This is a genomic window from Novosphingobium rhizovicinum (assembly GCF_040813635.1).
Lineage (GTDB): Bacteria > Pseudomonadota > Alphaproteobacteria > Sphingomonadales > Sphingomonadaceae > Novosphingobium > Novosphingobium rhizovicinum.
In genome coordinates this window covers 20,695-38,017 of record NZ_JBFNXR010000016.1, presented here as the reverse complement: position 1 = coordinate 38,017, position 17,323 = coordinate 20,695, and the positions used below count along the sequence as shown (strand labels likewise).

The 17,323-nt window shown below is 61.8% G+C and carries 14 protein-coding genes and 1 other RNA gene; 3 read left to right on the top strand and 12 right to left on the bottom strand.

From position 1 onward, the window contains the following. Positions 1–75 precede the first annotated feature (75 nt). The 7 genes from ABUH87_RS01430 to hrpB all read right to left on the bottom strand — a co-directional run bounded on the left by ABUH87_RS01430 (position 76) and on the right by hrpB (position 9,006). Positions 76–1,101, bottom strand: coding sequence for an aspartate-semialdehyde dehydrogenase (locus ABUH87_RS01430; protein ID WP_367768265.1), 1,026 nt, complete (start codon positions 1,099–1,101; stop codon positions 76–78). Between the two features lie 126 nt (positions 1,102–1,227). Beyond that, entirely contained in the window at positions 1,228–3,630 is a 2,403-nt protein-coding gene (gene lon, locus ABUH87_RS01425; RefSeq protein ID WP_367768261.1) for an endopeptidase La, read from the bottom strand. Positions 3,631–3,813: 183 nt separating this feature from the next. After that, entirely contained in the window at positions 3,814–4,149 is a 336-nt protein-coding gene (locus ABUH87_RS01420; protein ID WP_367768258.1) for a YbaB/EbfC family nucleoid-associated protein, read from the bottom strand. Position 4,150: 1 nt separating this feature from the next. Next, positions 4,151–6,019, bottom strand: a complete 1,869-nt coding sequence (locus ABUH87_RS01415; RefSeq protein WP_367768255.1) for a DNA polymerase III subunit gamma/tau — start codon at positions 6,017–6,019, stop codon at positions 4,151–4,153. Between the two features lie 36 nt (positions 6,020–6,055). After that, positions 6,056–6,150, bottom strand: an RNA gene (gene ffs, locus ABUH87_RS01410) — signal recognition particle sRNA small type. A gap of 51 nt (positions 6,151–6,201) precedes the next feature. Then, positions 6,202–6,480, bottom strand: a complete 279-nt coding sequence (locus ABUH87_RS01405; RefSeq protein ID WP_367768252.1) for an ETC complex I subunit — start codon at positions 6,478–6,480, stop codon at positions 6,202–6,204. A gap of 33 nt (positions 6,481–6,513) precedes the next feature. After that, positions 6,514–9,006 (bottom strand): ATP-dependent helicase HrpB, encoded by a 2,493-nt coding sequence (gene hrpB, locus ABUH87_RS01400; RefSeq protein WP_367768249.1) that lies wholly within the window; start codon positions 9,004–9,006, stop codon positions 6,514–6,516. Between the two features lie 35 nt (positions 9,007–9,041). Between hrpB and ABUH87_RS01395 the strand changes: the two genes are divergently transcribed. After that, positions 9,042–9,353, top strand: a complete 312-nt coding sequence (locus ABUH87_RS01395) for a hypothetical protein (protein WP_367768245.1) — start codon at positions 9,042–9,044, stop codon at positions 9,351–9,353. 83 nt (positions 9,354–9,436) lie between these two features. Here ABUH87_RS01395 and ABUH87_RS01390 read toward each other — a convergent pair whose 3' ends face one another. After that, positions 9,437–10,453, bottom strand: coding sequence for a polyprenyl synthetase family protein (locus ABUH87_RS01390; protein ID WP_367768233.1), 1,017 nt, complete (start codon positions 10,451–10,453; stop codon positions 9,437–9,439). An 89-nt stretch (positions 10,454–10,542) separates the two neighbouring features. Here ABUH87_RS01390 and ABUH87_RS01385 point away from each other — a divergent pair, with 89 nt between their 5' ends. Next, positions 10,543–10,875 carry a chorismate mutase gene (locus ABUH87_RS01385; RefSeq protein ID WP_367768229.1) on the top strand — a complete coding sequence of 111 codons (333 nt, stop codon included), beginning with the start codon at positions 10,543–10,545 and terminating at the stop codon, positions 10,873–10,875. On the opposite strand, the gene ABUH87_RS01380 is transcribed toward ABUH87_RS01385, so the two are convergent. The 3 genes from ABUH87_RS01380 to ABUH87_RS01370 all read right to left on the bottom strand — a co-directional run bounded on the left by ABUH87_RS01380 (position 10,872) and on the right by ABUH87_RS01370 (position 13,351). Next, the gene (locus ABUH87_RS01380) at positions 10,872–12,188 is read right to left on the bottom strand and encodes a sensor histidine kinase (RefSeq protein ID WP_367768301.1); all 1,317 of its coding nucleotides are present in this window, start codon (positions 12,186–12,188) and stop codon (positions 10,872–10,874) included. The two genes, ABUH87_RS01385 and ABUH87_RS01380, sit on opposite strands and share 4 nt — an antisense overlap. A gap of 97 nt (positions 12,189–12,285) precedes the next feature. Then, a complete protein-coding gene (locus tag ABUH87_RS01375; protein WP_367768226.1) occupies positions 12,286–12,963 on the bottom strand; it encodes a response regulator transcription factor in 678 nt (225 codons plus the stop codon). A gap of 79 nt (positions 12,964–13,042) precedes the next feature. Then, positions 13,043–13,351, bottom strand: coding sequence for a PepSY domain-containing protein (locus ABUH87_RS01370; protein WP_367768223.1), 309 nt, complete (start codon positions 13,349–13,351; stop codon positions 13,043–13,045). A 130-nt stretch (positions 13,352–13,481) separates the two neighbouring features. On the opposite strand from ABUH87_RS01370, the gene ABUH87_RS01365 reads away from it, so the two are divergent. Continuing rightward, positions 13,482–15,299: an ABC-F family ATP-binding cassette domain-containing protein gene (locus ABUH87_RS01365; RefSeq protein ID WP_367768220.1), complete on the top strand. Its 1,818-nt coding sequence runs from the start codon at positions 13,482–13,484 to the stop codon at positions 15,297–15,299. 101 nt (positions 15,300–15,400) lie between these two features. Here the strand turns inward: ABUH87_RS01365 and ABUH87_RS01360 are convergent, their stop codons facing one another. Beyond that, positions 15,401–17,203, bottom strand: coding sequence for a DUF885 domain-containing protein (locus ABUH87_RS01360; RefSeq protein ID WP_367768217.1), 1,803 nt, complete (start codon positions 17,201–17,203; stop codon positions 15,401–15,403). Between the last annotated feature and the right edge of the window lie 120 nt (positions 17,204–17,323).

The following is a 17,323-nucleotide window of genomic DNA, read 5'->3' as shown; positions in this document are numbered from 1 at the left end:
CGCTCCAAGGCGTTATGCGCCGGGCCCGACAGCCGACGCACCGCAAAGATGACGTCGGCTATCGGCGCTATGCGGTCAGCCCTTTTTCAGGTGCCGTCTGCCAAGCAACTCAGCAATCTGCACCGCGTTCAGCGCCGCGCCCTTGCGGAGATTGTCGGACACGCACCAGAGTGCCAGGCCGTTCTCGACCGTCGGATCCTCGCGAACGCGGCTGATGTAAGTGGCCCCATCGCCCACGCATTCGACGGGCGTGACGTATCCACCGTCTTCACGCTTATCGACCAACATGATGCCGGGAGCTTCACGCAGGATATCCTGTGCCTGCTCAGCCGACAGTTCGTTCTCGAATTCGATGTTGATGGACTCCGAGTGGCCCACGAAGACCGGGACGCGTACGCAGGTGGCGACGAGCTTGATCTTGGGATCGAGGATCTTCTTGGTCTCGACCACCATCTTCCACTCTTCCTTAGTGGAGCCATCGTCTAGGAACACGTCGATGTGCGGGATCACGTTGAAGGCGATCTGCTTGGTGAACTTCTGCGGCTCAACCTGGTCGCCCACGAAAATTGCGCGGCTCTGGCTGAACAACTCGTCCATACCGGCTTTACCGGCACCGGAAGTTGACTGATAGGTCGAGACAATGACGCGCTTGATTTTGGCCGCATCGTGAAGCGGCTTGAGCGCCACGACCATCTGCGCCGTCGAGCAGTTCGGGTTCGCGATGATGTTGCGCACCTTGTAACCGTCGATCGCCTCAGGGTTCACTTCGGGCACAATCAACGGAACATCTGGGTCCATGCGATACAGCGAAGAGTTGTCGATGACGACGCAGCCCTGCGATGCAGCCTTGGGCGCATAGATCTTCGTCGGCTCGGAACCCGCTGCAAAGAGCGCGATATCCCACCCCGTGAAGTCGAAATGCTCGATGTTCTTGACCTTGAGCATTTTGCCCGTGTCGCCGAACTCGATCTCGGTACCGGTCGAGCGAGACGAAGCCACCGCAGCGATCTCGTCGCACGGAAACTCCCGCTCTGCCAGAATGTTGAGCATCTCGCGGCCGACGTTACCCGTCGCTCCGACGACTGCTACCCGATATCCCATCCATCTATCCTTCTTGGTAAAGTCCCGCGACCGCGCCGCTTAAGCGCGCGGGTTAGCCTCCGCAGTTCGTGATTACAAGCGAGGGGCTTGCGGCCGGGCAGCCGCCCCCTCGCCCGTTGGTCTACCTCAGTGCGCCGTTGCAGCCGAGCCCGGAGCCGCAGCATGGGGCGGCGCAGCTGCAAGTTCGTCAGCCTCGGTCCACTCGATTTCCTGCACTGGCTCCGTCAGTGCCGTTGCCAGCACTTCGTCGACGTGGCTGACCGGTATGATCTCGAGACCTTCCTTCACGTTCTCCGGAATCTCGGCAAGATCCTTCCGGTTTTCCTCCGGGATCAGCACAGTGGTGATTCCTCCCCGCAGAGCTGCGAGCAGCTTTTCCTTCAGCCCGCCGATCGGCAGAACCCGGCCGCGTAAGGTGACTTCGCCCGTCATGGCGACGTCTTTGCGGACCGGAATACCGGTGAGCGTGGAGATGATAGAGGTGACCATCCCAATCCCGGCGCTTGGGCCATCCTTGGGCACCGCGCCTTCCGGCAAGTGGATGTGCACATCCTTGCGGTTAAACACCGAAGGTTTGACGCCGTAAGCAGGCGAGCGCGCCTTCACGAAGCTGAAAGCGGCCTGGATCGACTCGCTCATGACCTCGCCAAGCTTACCCGTTGCCTTGATCTGGCCTTTTCCGGGTACGGTGACTGCTTCAATAGTCAGCAGTTCTCCGCCCACCTCGGTCCAGGCCAGCCCGGTGACGGCGCCAACCTGATTCTCCTCTTCGGATACGCCATGGCGGAACTTGCGGACCCCGGAGAACTCGTGAAGGTTCTCTGGAGTGATCGTGACCGTCTGCGCTTTACCTTCAAGAATTTGCCGCAGGGACTTCCGCGCCAGGCGTGCAATCTCACGCTCAAGCGTTCGCACGCCGGCTTCGCGAGTATAGTACCGGATCAGATCGCGAAGCGCCTCTTGCTCGAGGACGAACTCCCCTTCCTTCAGTCCATGCGCATCGATCTGCTTCGCGACCAGATGGCGCTCCGCAATTTCGACCTTTTCATCTTCGGTATAACCCTCGAGCCGAATGATCTCCATACGGTCGAGCAGCGCCTGTGGAAGGTTGAGCGAGTTCGCGGTGCACACGAACATCACGTCTGAAAGATCGTAGTCGAGTTCGAGGTAGTGGTCCTGGAACTTCGCGTTCTGCTCCGGATCGAGTACTTCGAGCAACGCCGAAGCCGGATCGCCGCGGAAGTCCTGACCGAGCTTGTCGATCTCATCGAGCAGGAAGAGCGGATTGCTCTTTCCCGCTTTACGCAGATTCGTGATGATCTTGCCAGGCAGAGAGCCGATGTAAGTGCGACGGTGCCCCCTGATCTCGGCCTCATCGCGCACACCGCCTAGCGATTGGCGAATGAACTCACGCCCGGTCGCCTTCGCGATCGACTTGCCAAGGGAGGTCTTGCCGACACCTGGAGGGCCGACGAGACAGAGGATCGGCCCCTTCAGCTTGTTTGTGCGGGCCTGGACCGCGAGATACTCGATAATCCGGTCCTTCACCTTGTCGAGTGCATAGTGGTCCTCATCGAGCACCGCCTGCGCTTCGGAAATGTCGCGCTTGAGCTTGCTCTTCTTGCCCCAGGGGAGACCAAGCAGCACATCCAGGTAATTGCGGATGACGGTCGCTTCGGCGCTCATTGGCTGCATGCCCTTGAGCTTCTTGAGCTCCGCGGTGGCCTTCTCCTTGGCCTCCTTGGAAAGCTTTGCCTTTTCGATCTTTTCTGCGAGCTCCGCGAGTTCGTTCGCGTCCTCGCCGTCGCCCCCGCCCAGTTCCGACTGGATCGCCTTGAGTTGCTCGTTCAGGTAGTACTCGCGCTGCGTCTTCTCCATCTGCCGCTTCACGCGACCGCGGATCTTGCGCTCCACCTGCAGAACACCGAGTTCGCCTTCCATGAAGGAGAAGACCATTTCGAGCCGCTTCAAAGGATCCGGCTCGGACAGCACCGCCTGCTTGTCCGACACCTTCGCAGCGAGTTGCGCCGCTACCGTGTCGGCGAGGCGCGCGGGGTCCTCGATGTCGCCCAATTGCTCGCTAGCGTCAGTGGAGAGCTTCTTGTTGAGCTTGGCGTATTCGCCAAATTGCTCGACGACCTGCCGCATCATGGCAGCGACTTCGGTGCCCGATGCGCCGACCGGTTCCACTGCCTCGACCTGCGCAACCAACATGTCGCCTTCGGCCGTCGTCTCGGTGCGCAGCCCCTCGAGCCGCGCGCGCTCCTGCCCTTCGACCAACACGCGTACGGTGCCGTCAGGCAGCTTCAGCAGCTGAAGAACATTCGCGATGACACCGGTATCGTAAAGATCGTCGCGATCCGGATCGTCGCAGCCCGGGTCCAACTGGGCGAGAAGGAAGATGTCCTTGCCGCCAGCCATTGCCGCCTCAAGTGCGGCAACAGACTTTTCGCGCCCCACGAAAAGCGGGACGACCATACCGGGGAAGACCACGATGTCACGAAGCGGAAGCAGTGGTAACAGGTTCACGAATCTATCCAATGAATAGGGCGCAATCGTCGCGCGCTGCCGGCACAATCCGGCGTTAACCTGCCGAATATGGGGCCCTCCTCCGCGCGGTGCAATGGTGTGGTTGGCGATGTTGTGGATCGCCGTACCGCTTAGCGCTGCAAGCGCGCACTCTTCGCACGCCAAGCAATCGGCAAGGGCGCTTCAGAACGGCATCTTGAAGCCTGGCGGCAATCCCATCCCCTGCTGTGCCTTCGCCATCTCTTCGCCGGCCACGCTATCCGCCTTAACGCGAGCATCGTTGTAAGCCGCGGCGATCAGATCCTCGAGGATGGCTTTCTCTGACGTCTGCATGAGGCTGTCGTCGATCGACACCCCGATGACCCGCCCCTTGGCCGAGCAGCGAATCTTGACGAGACCGCCGCCCGAAAGGCCTTCAACTTCCAGTTCATCAAGCTTCGCCTGAGTCTGGTTCATCTGCTGCTGGATGGTCTCGGCAGCGGCCTGGGCCGCCTTGATCATCTCTTCCATCGACTTCATTTCAGCGTCTCCAACTACGGTTTGCGCCGCCCGTTGCGGACTGGCGATCATCTTCGATCAACTCTGCTTCGGGAAATGCGGCCAAGGTGGCAGCCACAAGGGGTGCACTGCGAACCGCATCTTCATCGGCCTTTTTCTTCTGCTCTTCGCGCTCCACCAGCGTCGGCGCACCTTCGCTGGTGACCTTCTCCACCTGCCAGGCCTCACCCGTCGTCTTTGCAAGGGCGCTGCGCAGCAAGCTGGTGATGTCTTCCTTGAATTCTGGTGGCTGTGTGTAGCGCAGCAGACCCGCAGCCAGGTCGACCACGCGAACTTGCATTCGCATCGTGCTCGCCATCCCAAGCCCGATCACGTGTTCCACCTCTTCAACGAGCGCGTCCCAGCTCACCGTGGAATGGCCGGACGCAGGCGAACCTCCGCCCCCGATCGGTTCATCACCAGCCTGCGTCGAGGGCACCTGCGGGGAAGCTGGCCGGGCGGCGATTTCTTCCAGCTTGCGCGCAAGCATGCCGGGGTCCGGCAAATCTGATGCGTGCATAACGCGAAGCAATGCCATCTGCGCAGCTACAAGCGGATCAGGCGCGGACTTCACCTCCTCGTAACCCTTGAGCAGAAGCTGCCACAGCCGGTGCAACTGACCCGCGCTCAGGATTCTTGCCCAGTCCTCAAGAGCCTCGCGCTCCTCGGAGGAAGGCGCATCCGCCGCATTGCCACCGACCTGGGCTACCGTGACACGGTGCACGAGGTTCATGACACCGCGCATCAACGCAATCGGCTCCACCCCGAGTGCGAACTGCTGGGCCACCTGCTGGAGCAGGCCTGGCCCATCGCCGGCGAGGACCGCTTTCAACAAGTTGCGCTGCGCACCCTTGTCCGCCAAGCCCAGCATGTCGCGCACGCGCGCTGCACACACCAGCCCTTCGCCGTCGAGATCGGCATGGGCGATGGCTTGGTCGAGGATCGACAGACCGTCGCGCACAGATCCTTCGGCAGCGGCGGCCACCATGGCCAGCGCTTCCTGCTCTGCTTGTACGCCTTCGCTCTCACAGACGTGCGCGAAATGCTCGCCCAGCATGGAAGAAGGAATGCGGCGCAGGTCAAATCGCTGGCAGCGCGAGAGAACCGTGACCGGCAGCTTATCGACTTCGGTCGTCGCGAAGAGGAACTTTACGTGCGGCGGCGGCTCCTCAAGAGTCTTCAGCAAAGCATTGAAAGCATTGCGAGACAGCATGTGAACTTCGTCGATGATGTAGATCTTGTAGCGAGCGGATACCGCAGCGTAGCGGACCGCCTCAATGATCTCTCGCACGTCATCTACGCCCGTGTGGCTGGCGGCGTCCATCTCGATTACATCGATATGGCGTCCCTCGGCGATGGCCGTGCAAGGCTCACAGACACCGCACGGATCGATGGTCGGACCACCCTTCCCGTCCGCCCCCACGCAGTTCAACGCCTTGGCGATGAGGCGCGCAGTCGATGTCTTCCCAACTCCTCGCACACCGGTCATCAAGAACGCGTGGGCGAGCCGGTCCCGTTTGATGGCATTGGCCAGCGTACGGACCATCGCCTCCTGCCCGATCAGCTGGGCGAAGGTTTGCGGCCGGTACTTGCGTGCAAGTACGCGATACGGCTGCGCGGCAGTGGTCTGATGGAGGTCAGTAGCGTCGAGACTTGGCTGTAGCGGCGCTGGTGGGGTCAGATCCGCGGGTTCTGCGCTTTCTGCGACGCGAGGCGGCGTTGAAATGGCAGCAGCATCTTCGAACATGGCGGATTGGCCGGCCGCTTCCAGCTCGGCGGTCGAGGCGGGAGCGTCCTCTCCATCCGGCTGCCACGGAGGAGTGTCGCCGAACATGTCGCGGGATTCGTTCATCGCCTGAGGGTAGGGCCTGAGGCCATGATTGTCAGGAAAAAAGGAGCCGAGTGACCCGTCGCAATCCGTTGTGGCTGCTTCCTTCCGGACCTGACCAGGTTGGCGAACGCAAACGTCCACCCGACTCCCGGCCGCGCATATGGCGGGCCTGCAATCCGAATGCAAGCCCGCTACGCTTCAGATCAGCGGAAGTTGTCCGCGTAAGCCTGGAGCTTCAGCCGCCGCGGCGGGGTAACATGCACGACAGCGGAGATGCCGTAGCGCTCGGCATAGGCAATCGCCTCATCCTTTGAGGGGAATGTCAGTTTCACCTGCTGTTGCGTGTCTCCCGAGCCGGCCCAGCCCATCAGCGGGTCAGGCCTTTTTGCCTCGGCCGGAACGAACTCAAGGATCCAATGATCCAGCAGAGCCTTGCCCGATTGCATGGCGTTCTTGGGGCGCTGATAAATGCGTGCACTCATGACAAGAGCCATGCGCGCGAATCGGATCCAAAATCAAGTACGCTTCGTTGCTTCGAAGGCGTTGCGTGTCTTCAGGCTGGGGTCTTCGCGCCAGGGTTCGTCAGGCCACCGGTGTCGGGGATACCGCCCCTTCATCTCGCGCTGCACGTCTCGCCAGGAACCGCGCCAGAATCCCGGCAGATCCCGGGTCGACTGCAAAGGCCTGCCCGCTGGTGAAGTCAGCTTCAGGAGCAGTGCCTGTGGTGGATTGCCGAAGGTGGGATGAGTGTCCAATCCGAAGAGCGCCTGTACCCGCACCTCTACAGACGGACCAGCCTCGTCTTCATAGTCGATGGCGTGACGGGTACCTGCTGGACTGGTGAATTCGGGCGGAGCCAGCCGTTGGAGCGTTTGCCAATCATCCCAGCTGAGCCGGTTCTCCAGAGCCTCATGAAGTGCGGCCCGGTCAATGCCGTCGAGTCTACGAGGGACCAACGGCCCCAGCCACTCATCGAGATCTGCGAGCAAGGCTTCTGCCGACAAAGCCTCTAGCTCTGCGTAGCGAGCCCGTCTCAACAGCGAGTGAGCAGCTTTCCCGAACGGGACTATCTCAAGCCCTTTACCCCGCACATGCTCTAACAGGAAAGCGCGTATGGCATCCGCGCAAGGCGCTGGATCCGGACCGCTACTGAGCGTGATCGCTCCAAGGCGTCGTTCCAGACGCGCCTCGACCCGATCCTCACTCTCACCCCAGCGCAGCGTGGTTCGTCGTTCTATCCGGTCCGCCAGCCAGCGTTCTACAACTGTGCCTTCGAGCGCCGCACCAGAAAGAATGCGAGCGCCCTTGGCCTGTCCTTGCGCATCGCCAATGACCATCCACTCACTTCCCGCGAGGGACGAGGCGGGATCGAGCGTATAGCCGCGCCCACCAGCTGACAGCCAGTTCTCGCCCTTGGCGTCTCTTCTACGGGCAACCATGTCGGGATAGCCCATCGCGAGCAGAATTTCCGGGGGGATAGGACCGGCAGCGGCAGCGTTCTTCCGGGTCTGTAGGAGCGCTCCAGTGGTTTCCACGAGCTTTTCGCCACGCTTGGCCCAGCCCGTCGCCAGCCTTCGAGACGCTTCAGAGCGCGGTGTGCGATCCATTTCCCAACGCCGCAAACGGCTTATGAGATCGTCGCTTCGCCCCCCCAGCCCGCGCTCTTGCAGCAACAAGGCCAGGCGCGCGGCCGTCTGCGCCTCCCCAAGCGCGGCTCCGTACAAGACCATGGCCGCTTGGGGCGGATCCATAGGCAGGCTCGCGATTGCTCGACCAAGCGGCGTAATCTGCCCCCCCGCCCCCCCCTTCTCGGTAAGCGCGCCCAACGTCTGCAGCTTCGCGCGTGCAGCGGCAAGCGAAGCCGCCGGGGGAGGATCAAGCCACGCGAGTTCGGCGGGATCGCTGCTGCCCCACTGCGCAAGCACCAAAGTCAGATGAGCGAGATCCGCTGTTTCTATTTCAGGCGAGTCGAACTCAGGACGTCCGAGGTGTGCCGCCTCCTCCCAGAGCCGATAGGCGACGCCGGGCTCCTGGCGTGCCGCACGACCGGCACGCTGAGCAGCCGCGGCGCGGCTTGCCCGATGCGTGACCAGACGCGTAACCCCCGCCACGCGGTCGAACTCTGCACGTCGGCTCAGTCCTGAGTCAACAACCACAGTGACGCCTTCGAGGGTGAGCGAGGTTTCCGCTATTGCTGTGGCGAGGACAATGCGCCGACGGCCCTGCGGATCGCTCCGGATCGCCGCCCGCTGCATTTGTGGCTCGCACTGCCCGTGAAGTGGAAGCGCCAGCGCTCCCGGCAGGCGCTGGCTGAGCAAGGTCTCCAGCCGGTTGATCTCGGACACGCCTGGCAGGAAAGCTAGAATGTCGCCCTTCTCCTCACGCCAGGCCGTAAGGATCGCCGAAGCCATGGCGTCCTCCAGGCGCTTCTCAGGAGCCGAGCCCAGCCAACGGATCGTTAGCGGATAGGCTCTGCCTTCGCTTTCAATCACCGGCGCTCCGCCGAGCAGGTGCGCAAAGCGGGCTCCATCGATAGTCGCGGACATGACGAGGAGGCGCAGTTCGGGCCTCAGGACATCACGGCATTCGATCGCAAGGGCGAGCCCGAGGTCGCTATCGAGGTGCCGTTCATGCGCCTCGTCGAACAGGATTGCGGATACTCCGGCAAGTTCCGGGTCTTCGAGCACCGATGCGACGAAAATGGCCTCCGTCATCACCAGCACTCGGGTGCGGCTCGACGTTCGAGAGTCCAGTCGGGTCAGGTATCCGATCGTTTCACCAGGCTTCTCGCCGAGAGCCTCCGCCATGCGCTCAGCCGCCGCGCGGGCAGCAACTCGACGGGGGGAAAGCAGAATGACCTTGCCCGTGCACCATTCCTGATTGAGCAGCGCCGGGGCCATGGCGGTCGTCTTACCGGCGCCCGGAGGGGCAACGAGCACAGCTGCCCCGCTCTCGTTGAGCGCGCCCAGCAGCTCGGGGAGCACGTCATAGACTGGAAGCTTGCTCACGCCTCAGCTGTTACCTGATGACACACCGGGAGGCCATGGGATCAGCTCCAGGTTTTGCGGTGAGGCGTGGTCCGCTGTGCAACCAACTCGCCGCCCTCGGGTTAGCGATCCGGAACCGCATGGTGATCGGAGGACAAGACATGGCCGCAAGGGAATTGGGAACGTTCAACATCGTTCGAAAGGGCGAGGATTACATCATCAAGATCGAGGACAAGGACGGTGAGATGACTCAGTTTGTCGCCGACTACGATGCTCTCGATATCATCGCCGAAGCCATTGAAGAGGCTCTCGACAGCGATGAGGAAGAGGCGCTCGAAGTGGACGACGACGAAGAGCTTGAGGAGTAAGCATCACAATCAACGAAGGCGAGCATTCACCTTCGGCGATGTAGACGGGCGGGGGCGGTTAGCCGACCCCGCCTTTTTCTTGCTCAATATCGCCTGGAGACGGCGAACAGCGCCGCTTGAACCATAGCATCGTGCGCAGCCGTCGGAGGGAAACCGGCGATGGCGTCGATCGCGCGCTGCACGTAGTGCCGCGCCCGCTCCCGGGTTGCTTCAACGCAGTTATGGCGATTGATCAACGCCACGGCATGGGCGAGATCCTCGTCCTCCGTCCGGAACCCTGCGATAGCGTCCTGCCAAAACCTGCGCTCTTCCTCAGAGCCGCGCGCATAGGCGAGAATGACCGGAAGGGTCATCTTCCCTTCCCGGAAGTCGTCGCCCTTGCCCTTGCCGCTCTCCTCAGCTTCGGAATCATAGTCGATAGCATCGTCGACGAGCTGAAAGGCGATGCCCAGATTGCGGCCGTAGGCGTCCAGCGCCAGCTCTTCCGCCTCGGTCTTTTCCGCGACAACTGCGGCGATCCGCGTCGCAGCGGCGAACAGAGCAGCGGTCTTGGACCCGATGATCGAAAGGTACCGCTCCTCGCTGGTCTCGATGTGGCGCTGGGCGACGAGCTGGTCGACCTCCCCTTCTGCGATGACCGACGAAGCCTTGGAGAGGATCTTGAGAACCTTGAGGCTGCCGTCCTCCACCATCAGTTCGAACGCGCGTGTAAACAGGAAGTCACCCACCAGCACTGTCGCGGGGTTGCCGAAAACGATGTTGGCGGCAGCCTTCCCGCGCCGCAGATCGGAACCGTCCACGACATCGTCATGCAGCAGGGTGGCGGTATGAATAAACTCAACCGCGGCCGCCAGCCTGTGGTGGCGCGTCCCTTGATAACCGCACAGCTCGGCACCCGCGACAGTCAGCATCGGCCGAAGCCGTTTGCCTCCGCCGGATATCAGATGCCCAGCAAGAGCCGGTATCAGCGGCACCTCGCTTTGCATCCTGTCGAGAATCACGGTGTTGACGCTGTTCATCCCTTGCGCGGTGAGCGCAAGTATAGGGGACAGCGAGGGCTCGGCTCCGCGCGGGCGCAGGGGTACGACATCGGCGCTCATTGCCGTGCGCCATGGGGGCATGAGCGCGCGAACGCAAGCGTAAAGCCGCGAGTGGCGTTGCTCGTGCGACCATGCTAGCGGCGTGCCGCATGAGCGAGCCAATGTCCCGCGCCGGCGATACAGCCGCGACCACGCCCGATCCGGTCCTCGCCGGATACCGCGCGAGCATCGATAATATCGATGCTGCCCTGATTCACATTCTTGCTGAGCGTTTCCGGATCACGCAGGCGGTCGGCGCCTACAAAGCGCAAACCAACCTGCCCGCTTCCGATCCCGGCCGAGAGGAGCGCCAGATCGCGCGACTCAGGAAGCTGGCGGAGGAGGCCCAGCTTGATCCCGATTTTGGGGAGAAATTCCTGCGGTTCATCATCGATGAGGTAATCCGCCATCACGAGCAGGCGAAGGCGAACGGCACCAGTTAGTTGATTGCGCGAGGCAACCTCAGGCGGACGAGCAGGCCGCCGAGGTCTTCGCTTTCGTCAAGCTCGACCGACCCACCGTAAATTTCGGCAACGTCGCGTACGATGGCAAGTCCCAGCCCCGTGCCAGGCTTGCTTGTATCAAGCCGCGCGCCTCGGTCGAAGATGCGCGTACGCTCGGCTGGAGGTATGCCGGAGCCATCGTCCTCCACCCAGATTTCGCACCAGCGTGGATCGTTGCCTTGGTCAACACTCACGAACACGCTGCCGCCGCCGTACTTCGCAGCGTTTTCGATCAGGTTGCCGAGGATTTCCTCCAGGTCCTGCTTTTCCAGCGCCACTTGCGCATCATGGTTTCCGGCCAGATCGAAGCGAGTCGCATCGTACAACCGTTCGACGGCCCGCAACACCGCCTCCAGGCTTGACCACACGCCCGCTCGCGACAAGCCGGCTGCTCGCCGTCCGACAGCACGAGCCCGTGCAAGGTGGTGATCGACCTGGCGCCGCATCACGGCAGCTTCCCGCATGACGGTATCTGCCAGATCGGGTGCCTGCGCGGTCGCTGCGTTCATCACCACCGTAAGAGGCGTCTTGAGTGCATGGGCGAGATTGCCTGCATGGGTCCGAGCTTCCTGTGCTTGGCGGTCAGTATGCTCAAGCAGGGCATTCAGCTCTTCTACTAGCGGCTGAACTTCCTGGGGCAGCGGCTCGGTCATCCGGGCGGCGCCAGTCGTTCTGAGGCGGCGGATTGCCTTGCGTACATGGCGAAGGGGAAAGAGGCCGTACCACGTCTGCAATCCAGCCATGGCAAGAAGTCCGAGACCCAGGCCAACGAAGCTGTAGAAGAGGATCGCGCGTATGGATTTGATCTGCTCATCAACCTCATCACGGCTCGCAGCGACAGTGAACATCCACTCCGTATTGCTGCCCGGCAGAATGATGGAGCGCTCCATCACGCGCAGAGGCTCACCTTCGAACTGCGTGCTGTCGTACACATGCGGTTGCGAGTCGAAGTGATCGGCTGGCACTTCGAGCGTTCGATCCCACAAAGAGCGTGAGGGGAAATCCTCATGCCCGACCCCTCGAATCTGCCAGTAGAGACCGCTGTTCGGCTCAAGGAACCGCTGATCGCCCAAGGGCCGATTGAAAAAGATCTCGCCGTCGGGCCCGATCTCCGCCGAGCCAATCATGCCGGTCAGCATATAGCCGAGTTGCTCGTCGAAGTTGCGCGTCACCTGACTCGTCAACATGCGATCCAGAGCAACGCCCCCACCCAGCAGGAGGATGAATATCCAACCTGCCGCGATGAGCATCATGCGGCGCGCAAGCGACCCGGTGCCAGGCACGCCCACAGACGTGCCGGAACCAGGAGACGTGACCGCTTCTGACGCCTGAGGCGTCTGCGGCTCCGCGTCAGCCTCGCGGCGCGTCGGCGGGATCGTCGAGGCTGTAACCGAGGCCACGGATGGTGGTGATGACGTCTGCACCAAGCTTCTTGCGAATACGGGTGACGAAGACTTCGATCGTGTTTGAATCGCGGTCAAAATCCTGGTCGTAGATGTGTTCTATGAGTTCGCTGCGACTGACCACCTTACCCTTATGGTGCATCAGATAGGCAAGCAGCTTGTACTCCTGCGCCGTCATCTTCACCGGCTCTCCAGCCAGAGTGACGCGGCCGGAGCGCGTGTCCAACCGGACATCGCCGGCAGTCAACTCGCTGGAGGTATTTCCGGAAGCGCGGCGGATCAGTGCCCGAAGACGCGCGATCAGTTCCTCGGTCTGGAACGGCTTGGCCAGGTAATCGTCGGCGCCCGCATCCAGCCCGGCCACCTTGTCCGACCACGAATCGCGCGCCGTCAGAACAAGAACGGGGAAGTTCCGGCCTTCCTTGCGCCACATGCCCAGAACCGTAAGCCCGTCGATCTCGGGAAGCCCGAGGTCGAGAATCACAGCGTCGTAATCTTCGGTCGAGCCGAGAAAATGGCCGTCTTCGCCATCGGTTGAAAGATCGATAGCATAGCCATGTTGCTCGAGTGTGTTCTTGAGCTGGTTGCCGAGTGTGGGTTCATCCTCGACGATCAGGATGCGCAAGTTCGTCTCTCCCTCAGATGCCGCACTGAAATGGGCCGAATGCACGCAATGGTCAAGAAAGCCCGCCGTTCCCGGTGAGCTAACGCGTCCGTCCGATGATCCGGCCGGAACGCGCATCAACATCGACAAAGAACACCTTGCCGTCCTGGATGAACTTCAGCCGATAAGCCATTGCGGCTGGATCATATTCGGGGCCAAGATACTGCATTCCCGCCATCTGGGGCAGCACGCTTCGCTCAATATCGCGCAGCGATCTCACATTGCCCGCGCGGCGTTCCTTGCGCACCTCGCCCTGTTCGCTGCCGGGGGCTGCGTGGGCAATCGAGGGGGCAGTAGCGGCATAGCTCGCAGCCAGCGCCATGATCCAAAGGCTTTTATTGCGTTTCATCTCGGAGCCGGACTAGTGCCATTCCGTTGAACACCTCGTGAATGCGGGCAATTCCGCCGTAGCTGTGATTGATGCGCGACATCTGCCCCGTGACTTGCCACGGACACGGACGCGCCGCTAGGGCGGAGCCATGGCGACTGCACCAATTCTAAGCTGGGAGGGCCTTGGACTGATCCAGGGTTCGGGCTGGCTTTTTCGCGATCTGGACCTTGCTATCGGGCCCCGGGATCGGCTTGCCTTGATCGGGCGTAATGGCGCCGGGAAGACCACACTTCTCAAGCTGATTGCCGATCAGGTGGAGGCAGATAAGGGCACGCGCTCGGTCCAGCCCGGGACACGCATAGTCACGCTTGAGCAGGACCCTTTCTTCAAGGGCTATGACACCTTGCTCGATTTTGCTTTGTCCGGCGACGATGCCCCCCCTCGTCACGAGGTTGAAGCGATCGCGGGGCAGCTGGGGATCGACTTGTCGCGTGAGGCGCACAGCGCATCAGGTGGCGAACGGCGGCGCGCTGCCTTGTGCCGCGCGCTCGCATCTGAACCCGATCTCCTGCTCTTGGACGAGCCGACCAACCATCTGGATCTTGCCGCGATCGATTGGCTCGAAAGCTGGCTTCAGCGCTACAACGGTGCCTTTGTGGTCATCAGTCACGATCGCACCTTCCTCACGCGTCTGACGCGTTCTACCCTTTGGCTCGACCGCGGCTCGTTGCGCCGCAAGGACGTGGGCTTCGGCGGCTATGACGCCTGGGAGGAACAGGTCTATGCCGAAGAAGCACGAGCCGCAGACAAGCTAGATGCCAAACTGAAGCTTGAAGCACACTGGCTCGAACGGGGGGTTACCGCCCGCCGCAAGCGCAACCAGGGCCGCCTGGAGAAGCTATGGGAGATGCGCGCCCAGCGCGCCGCCATGCTCAACCCCCAGGGCACAGCCAAGCTCAAGGTCGTGGCCGATGAGACGAAGACCAAGTCTGTCATCGTTGCAGAGCACGTCACCAAGCGCTTCGGCACGGGTGAAGGCCAGCGTACAATCATCCGCGACTTTTCTCTGCGCATTCAGCGTGGTGACCGTATCGGCCTTGTCGGAGCCAACGGCTCGGGAAAAACCACCCTCCTCAAGATTCTTACTGGCGAACTTGAGCCGGACGAAGGCTCGATCACGCTTGCACAGACGCTGCAAGGCACGGTGATCGATCAGCAGCGTAGCTTGCTCTCTCCCGAAAAGCGCATCCGGGATGTCCTTGCCGAAGGAGGTGACTGGGTTGACGTGCGTGGCGTGCGTAAACACGTGCAGGGCTATCTGAAGGATTTTCTCTTCGATCCTGGGCTCATCGATGCCAAAGTGGGCACCCTCTCCGGAGGAGAACGCTCGCGGCTGTTGCTTGCTCGGGAATTCGCTCGCAAGTCCAATCTGCTGGTACTGGATGAGCCGACCAACGACCTCGATCTCGAAACACTGGATCTGCTCCAAGAGGTGATTGCGGACTACGATGGCACGGTTCTCATCGTCAGCCACGACCGGGACTTCCTTGATCGCACCGTAACCGTGACCTTGGGTCTCGATGGATCGGGTCACGTCGACGTGATCGCTGGCGGTTACGCCGATTGGGAGGCCAAGCGTCGTCAGCGCGTCACGAGCAAAGCAAAAGGCTCGAGCGGGCAAGCAGCTGGCACACAAGATTCCCGCAGGGAAGCTCCTGCTCAACCGGCCAGGTCAAAGGTCAAGCTCTCCTACAAGGATCAGCGGGACTACGAGTTGCTCCCGCAGCAAATCGAGGAACTCGACAGGGCCATCGCGCGGGATGAGCAAGCCCTCACCGACCCGGAACTTTACACCCGCGACCCCGCTCGGTTCGCAAGCCTCACTGCCTCGATTGAGAATGCGCGCGCGGCGAAAGGTGCCGCAGAGGAACGCTGGCTCGAACTCGCTGCGATGGTCGAGGACTGAGGGTCGAGGACTGAAGGAAGGTCTAAGGGGGCTGCTACAGCCTCAAAGGACACGTTTGTCGGCGAGAGACATCATGAGCCCCTCGCCGACAGAATCGCCAGTCAGGCGCGCATGCGTTGCGCGATACGTTCGTCTACGCGCCGCTCCAGCATCTCGAGCGGCATCAGTCCCTCCGTCAGCACCTCGTGGAACCATGGCAGGCTGAACTTGTCACCAAGCCTCGTCTGCGCTCGCTGGCGCAGCTCAGCCCACTTGTTGTGACCGATCTTGTAGCTGCAGGCTTGTCCGGGCTGCGTACAATAACGCTCGACCTCCCGCTGGCTGCGCGCATCCGCGAAGCCGACAGTGTCGACCATGTACCGGGTCGCCTGCTCGCGGCTCCAGCGCTTCGAGTGAATACCAGTATCGACGACCAGCCGCGCGGCTCGGAAAAGAAACGACTGCAGATAGCCTGCCTTCTCCAGGCCGCTGTAAGCGCCAAGCTCATCCGCCAACTGTTCCGAGTAGAGCGCCCAGCCCTCACCAAATGCCGAAATGAACAACGTCCGCAGGAAGAGCGGCACATCGTCACTCGTGTTGGCATAGCTCAGCTGAAGGTGATGGCCGGGGGTGCCTTCATGATAGGTGAGTGAGGGAAGCTGATACTTGGGCCAGTCCGCCGTGTCCTTGAGGTTGATCCAGTAAATCGCAGGTCGCGATCCATCGAGCGGCGCGCGGTAGTAGTACCCGTTCGAAGCGCCGTCCTGGATCTCGGGCGGCACGCGTCGAATCTCCAGCGGTTCGTTAGGCACGTTGGAAAAGGCCCGCGGCAGCAAACCTTGCATACGCTCAACGCCATCGTTGAGGCTGGCGATCATTGCCGCCCTGCCCTCGTCCGTGTTTGCATAGAGTTGCTCGGGTGCGTTATTCAGGGCGGTCAGGCGTTCGCCAACATTCGCGCCCTTGTAGCCGGCGGCATCGAGCAGGCTCGTGAGTTCCTCGCTGAGTTCGGCAACCTGCTGAAGGCCGATCCGATGCACCTCATCAGGCGACAGATCGGTGGTGATGCTGTCCTTCAGCGCCGCAGCGTAAATTTCATCGCCGTCCTTCAGGCGCCACACCCCATCACCGGCGGGCGTAGTGCTGCGCAGTTCCTGCATGAGCGCCATCTGCCGATCGAGCGCTGGATAGACCTCGTCCTCGATGATTTTCGCCGCGCGCGCCGACCAGTCGCCGGCGATTCCCTTCTCCTGCGCACGTCGCACCAGCGAACTGACCATGGTGCTGTCGGCAGCCGCAGGTTCTCGCAACTTGCGCATCTGTCCGAGCGTCAGGTCGATCGACCAGAGTGGCGCCACAACGCCCCGTGGTGCCATCTGCCGCTGGTACGCCGTATCGTCCTCAAGGGACTGGCGAAAAGCCGAGAGGCGCGAAAGGTACGCCTCGGCATCTTGTCGGGTCTCGATCGTATGCTGGCTGTTCAGAAAATCGGGGATGCTGAAGTAGGAGCCGCCCTGCTGGAAGATGCGATAAGGACGCCGTACGGAGTCCAGTTGGAACTGCTCAGGCGTCAGCCGCTGCTGCAGCGTGTAAATCGCAACGTCGCGCTGTAGCTTGGCGGCATCGCTGAGGCTTGCTGGAGCGATTGCCTCAAGCTCCTGCAACGAGCGCCGAGCATGGGCCAGGCGCTTGGCGCGACCAGCGGCACTTTCGTCATCAAGCCGGAATTTGAGCGCGGCACGCGCGCCCTTGTCGAAACCGCGGCTCGTGGCGGTCTCCGGCGACAGGTTGACGTCACCAATGAAGATCCGGTCGAGTTCAGCCTTCAACCTTGCATCGCCTGCTTGGGCCAACGCAAGCCCGGGCTGGAACGCGGCGGCGGCGACAGCGGCGGCGCTGGTGGTCATGAACTCGCGACGTTTCATTCTTGTGTTTCTCCAGAAACTTATGGCCCCGGAACTTAGCTTGCAGTTGAAGGAAGAAGCAACTGTTCACAGCAGCCAGGCTTGCGCTCCACGCTGCCAGCCAGAACCCACACCTTGCCA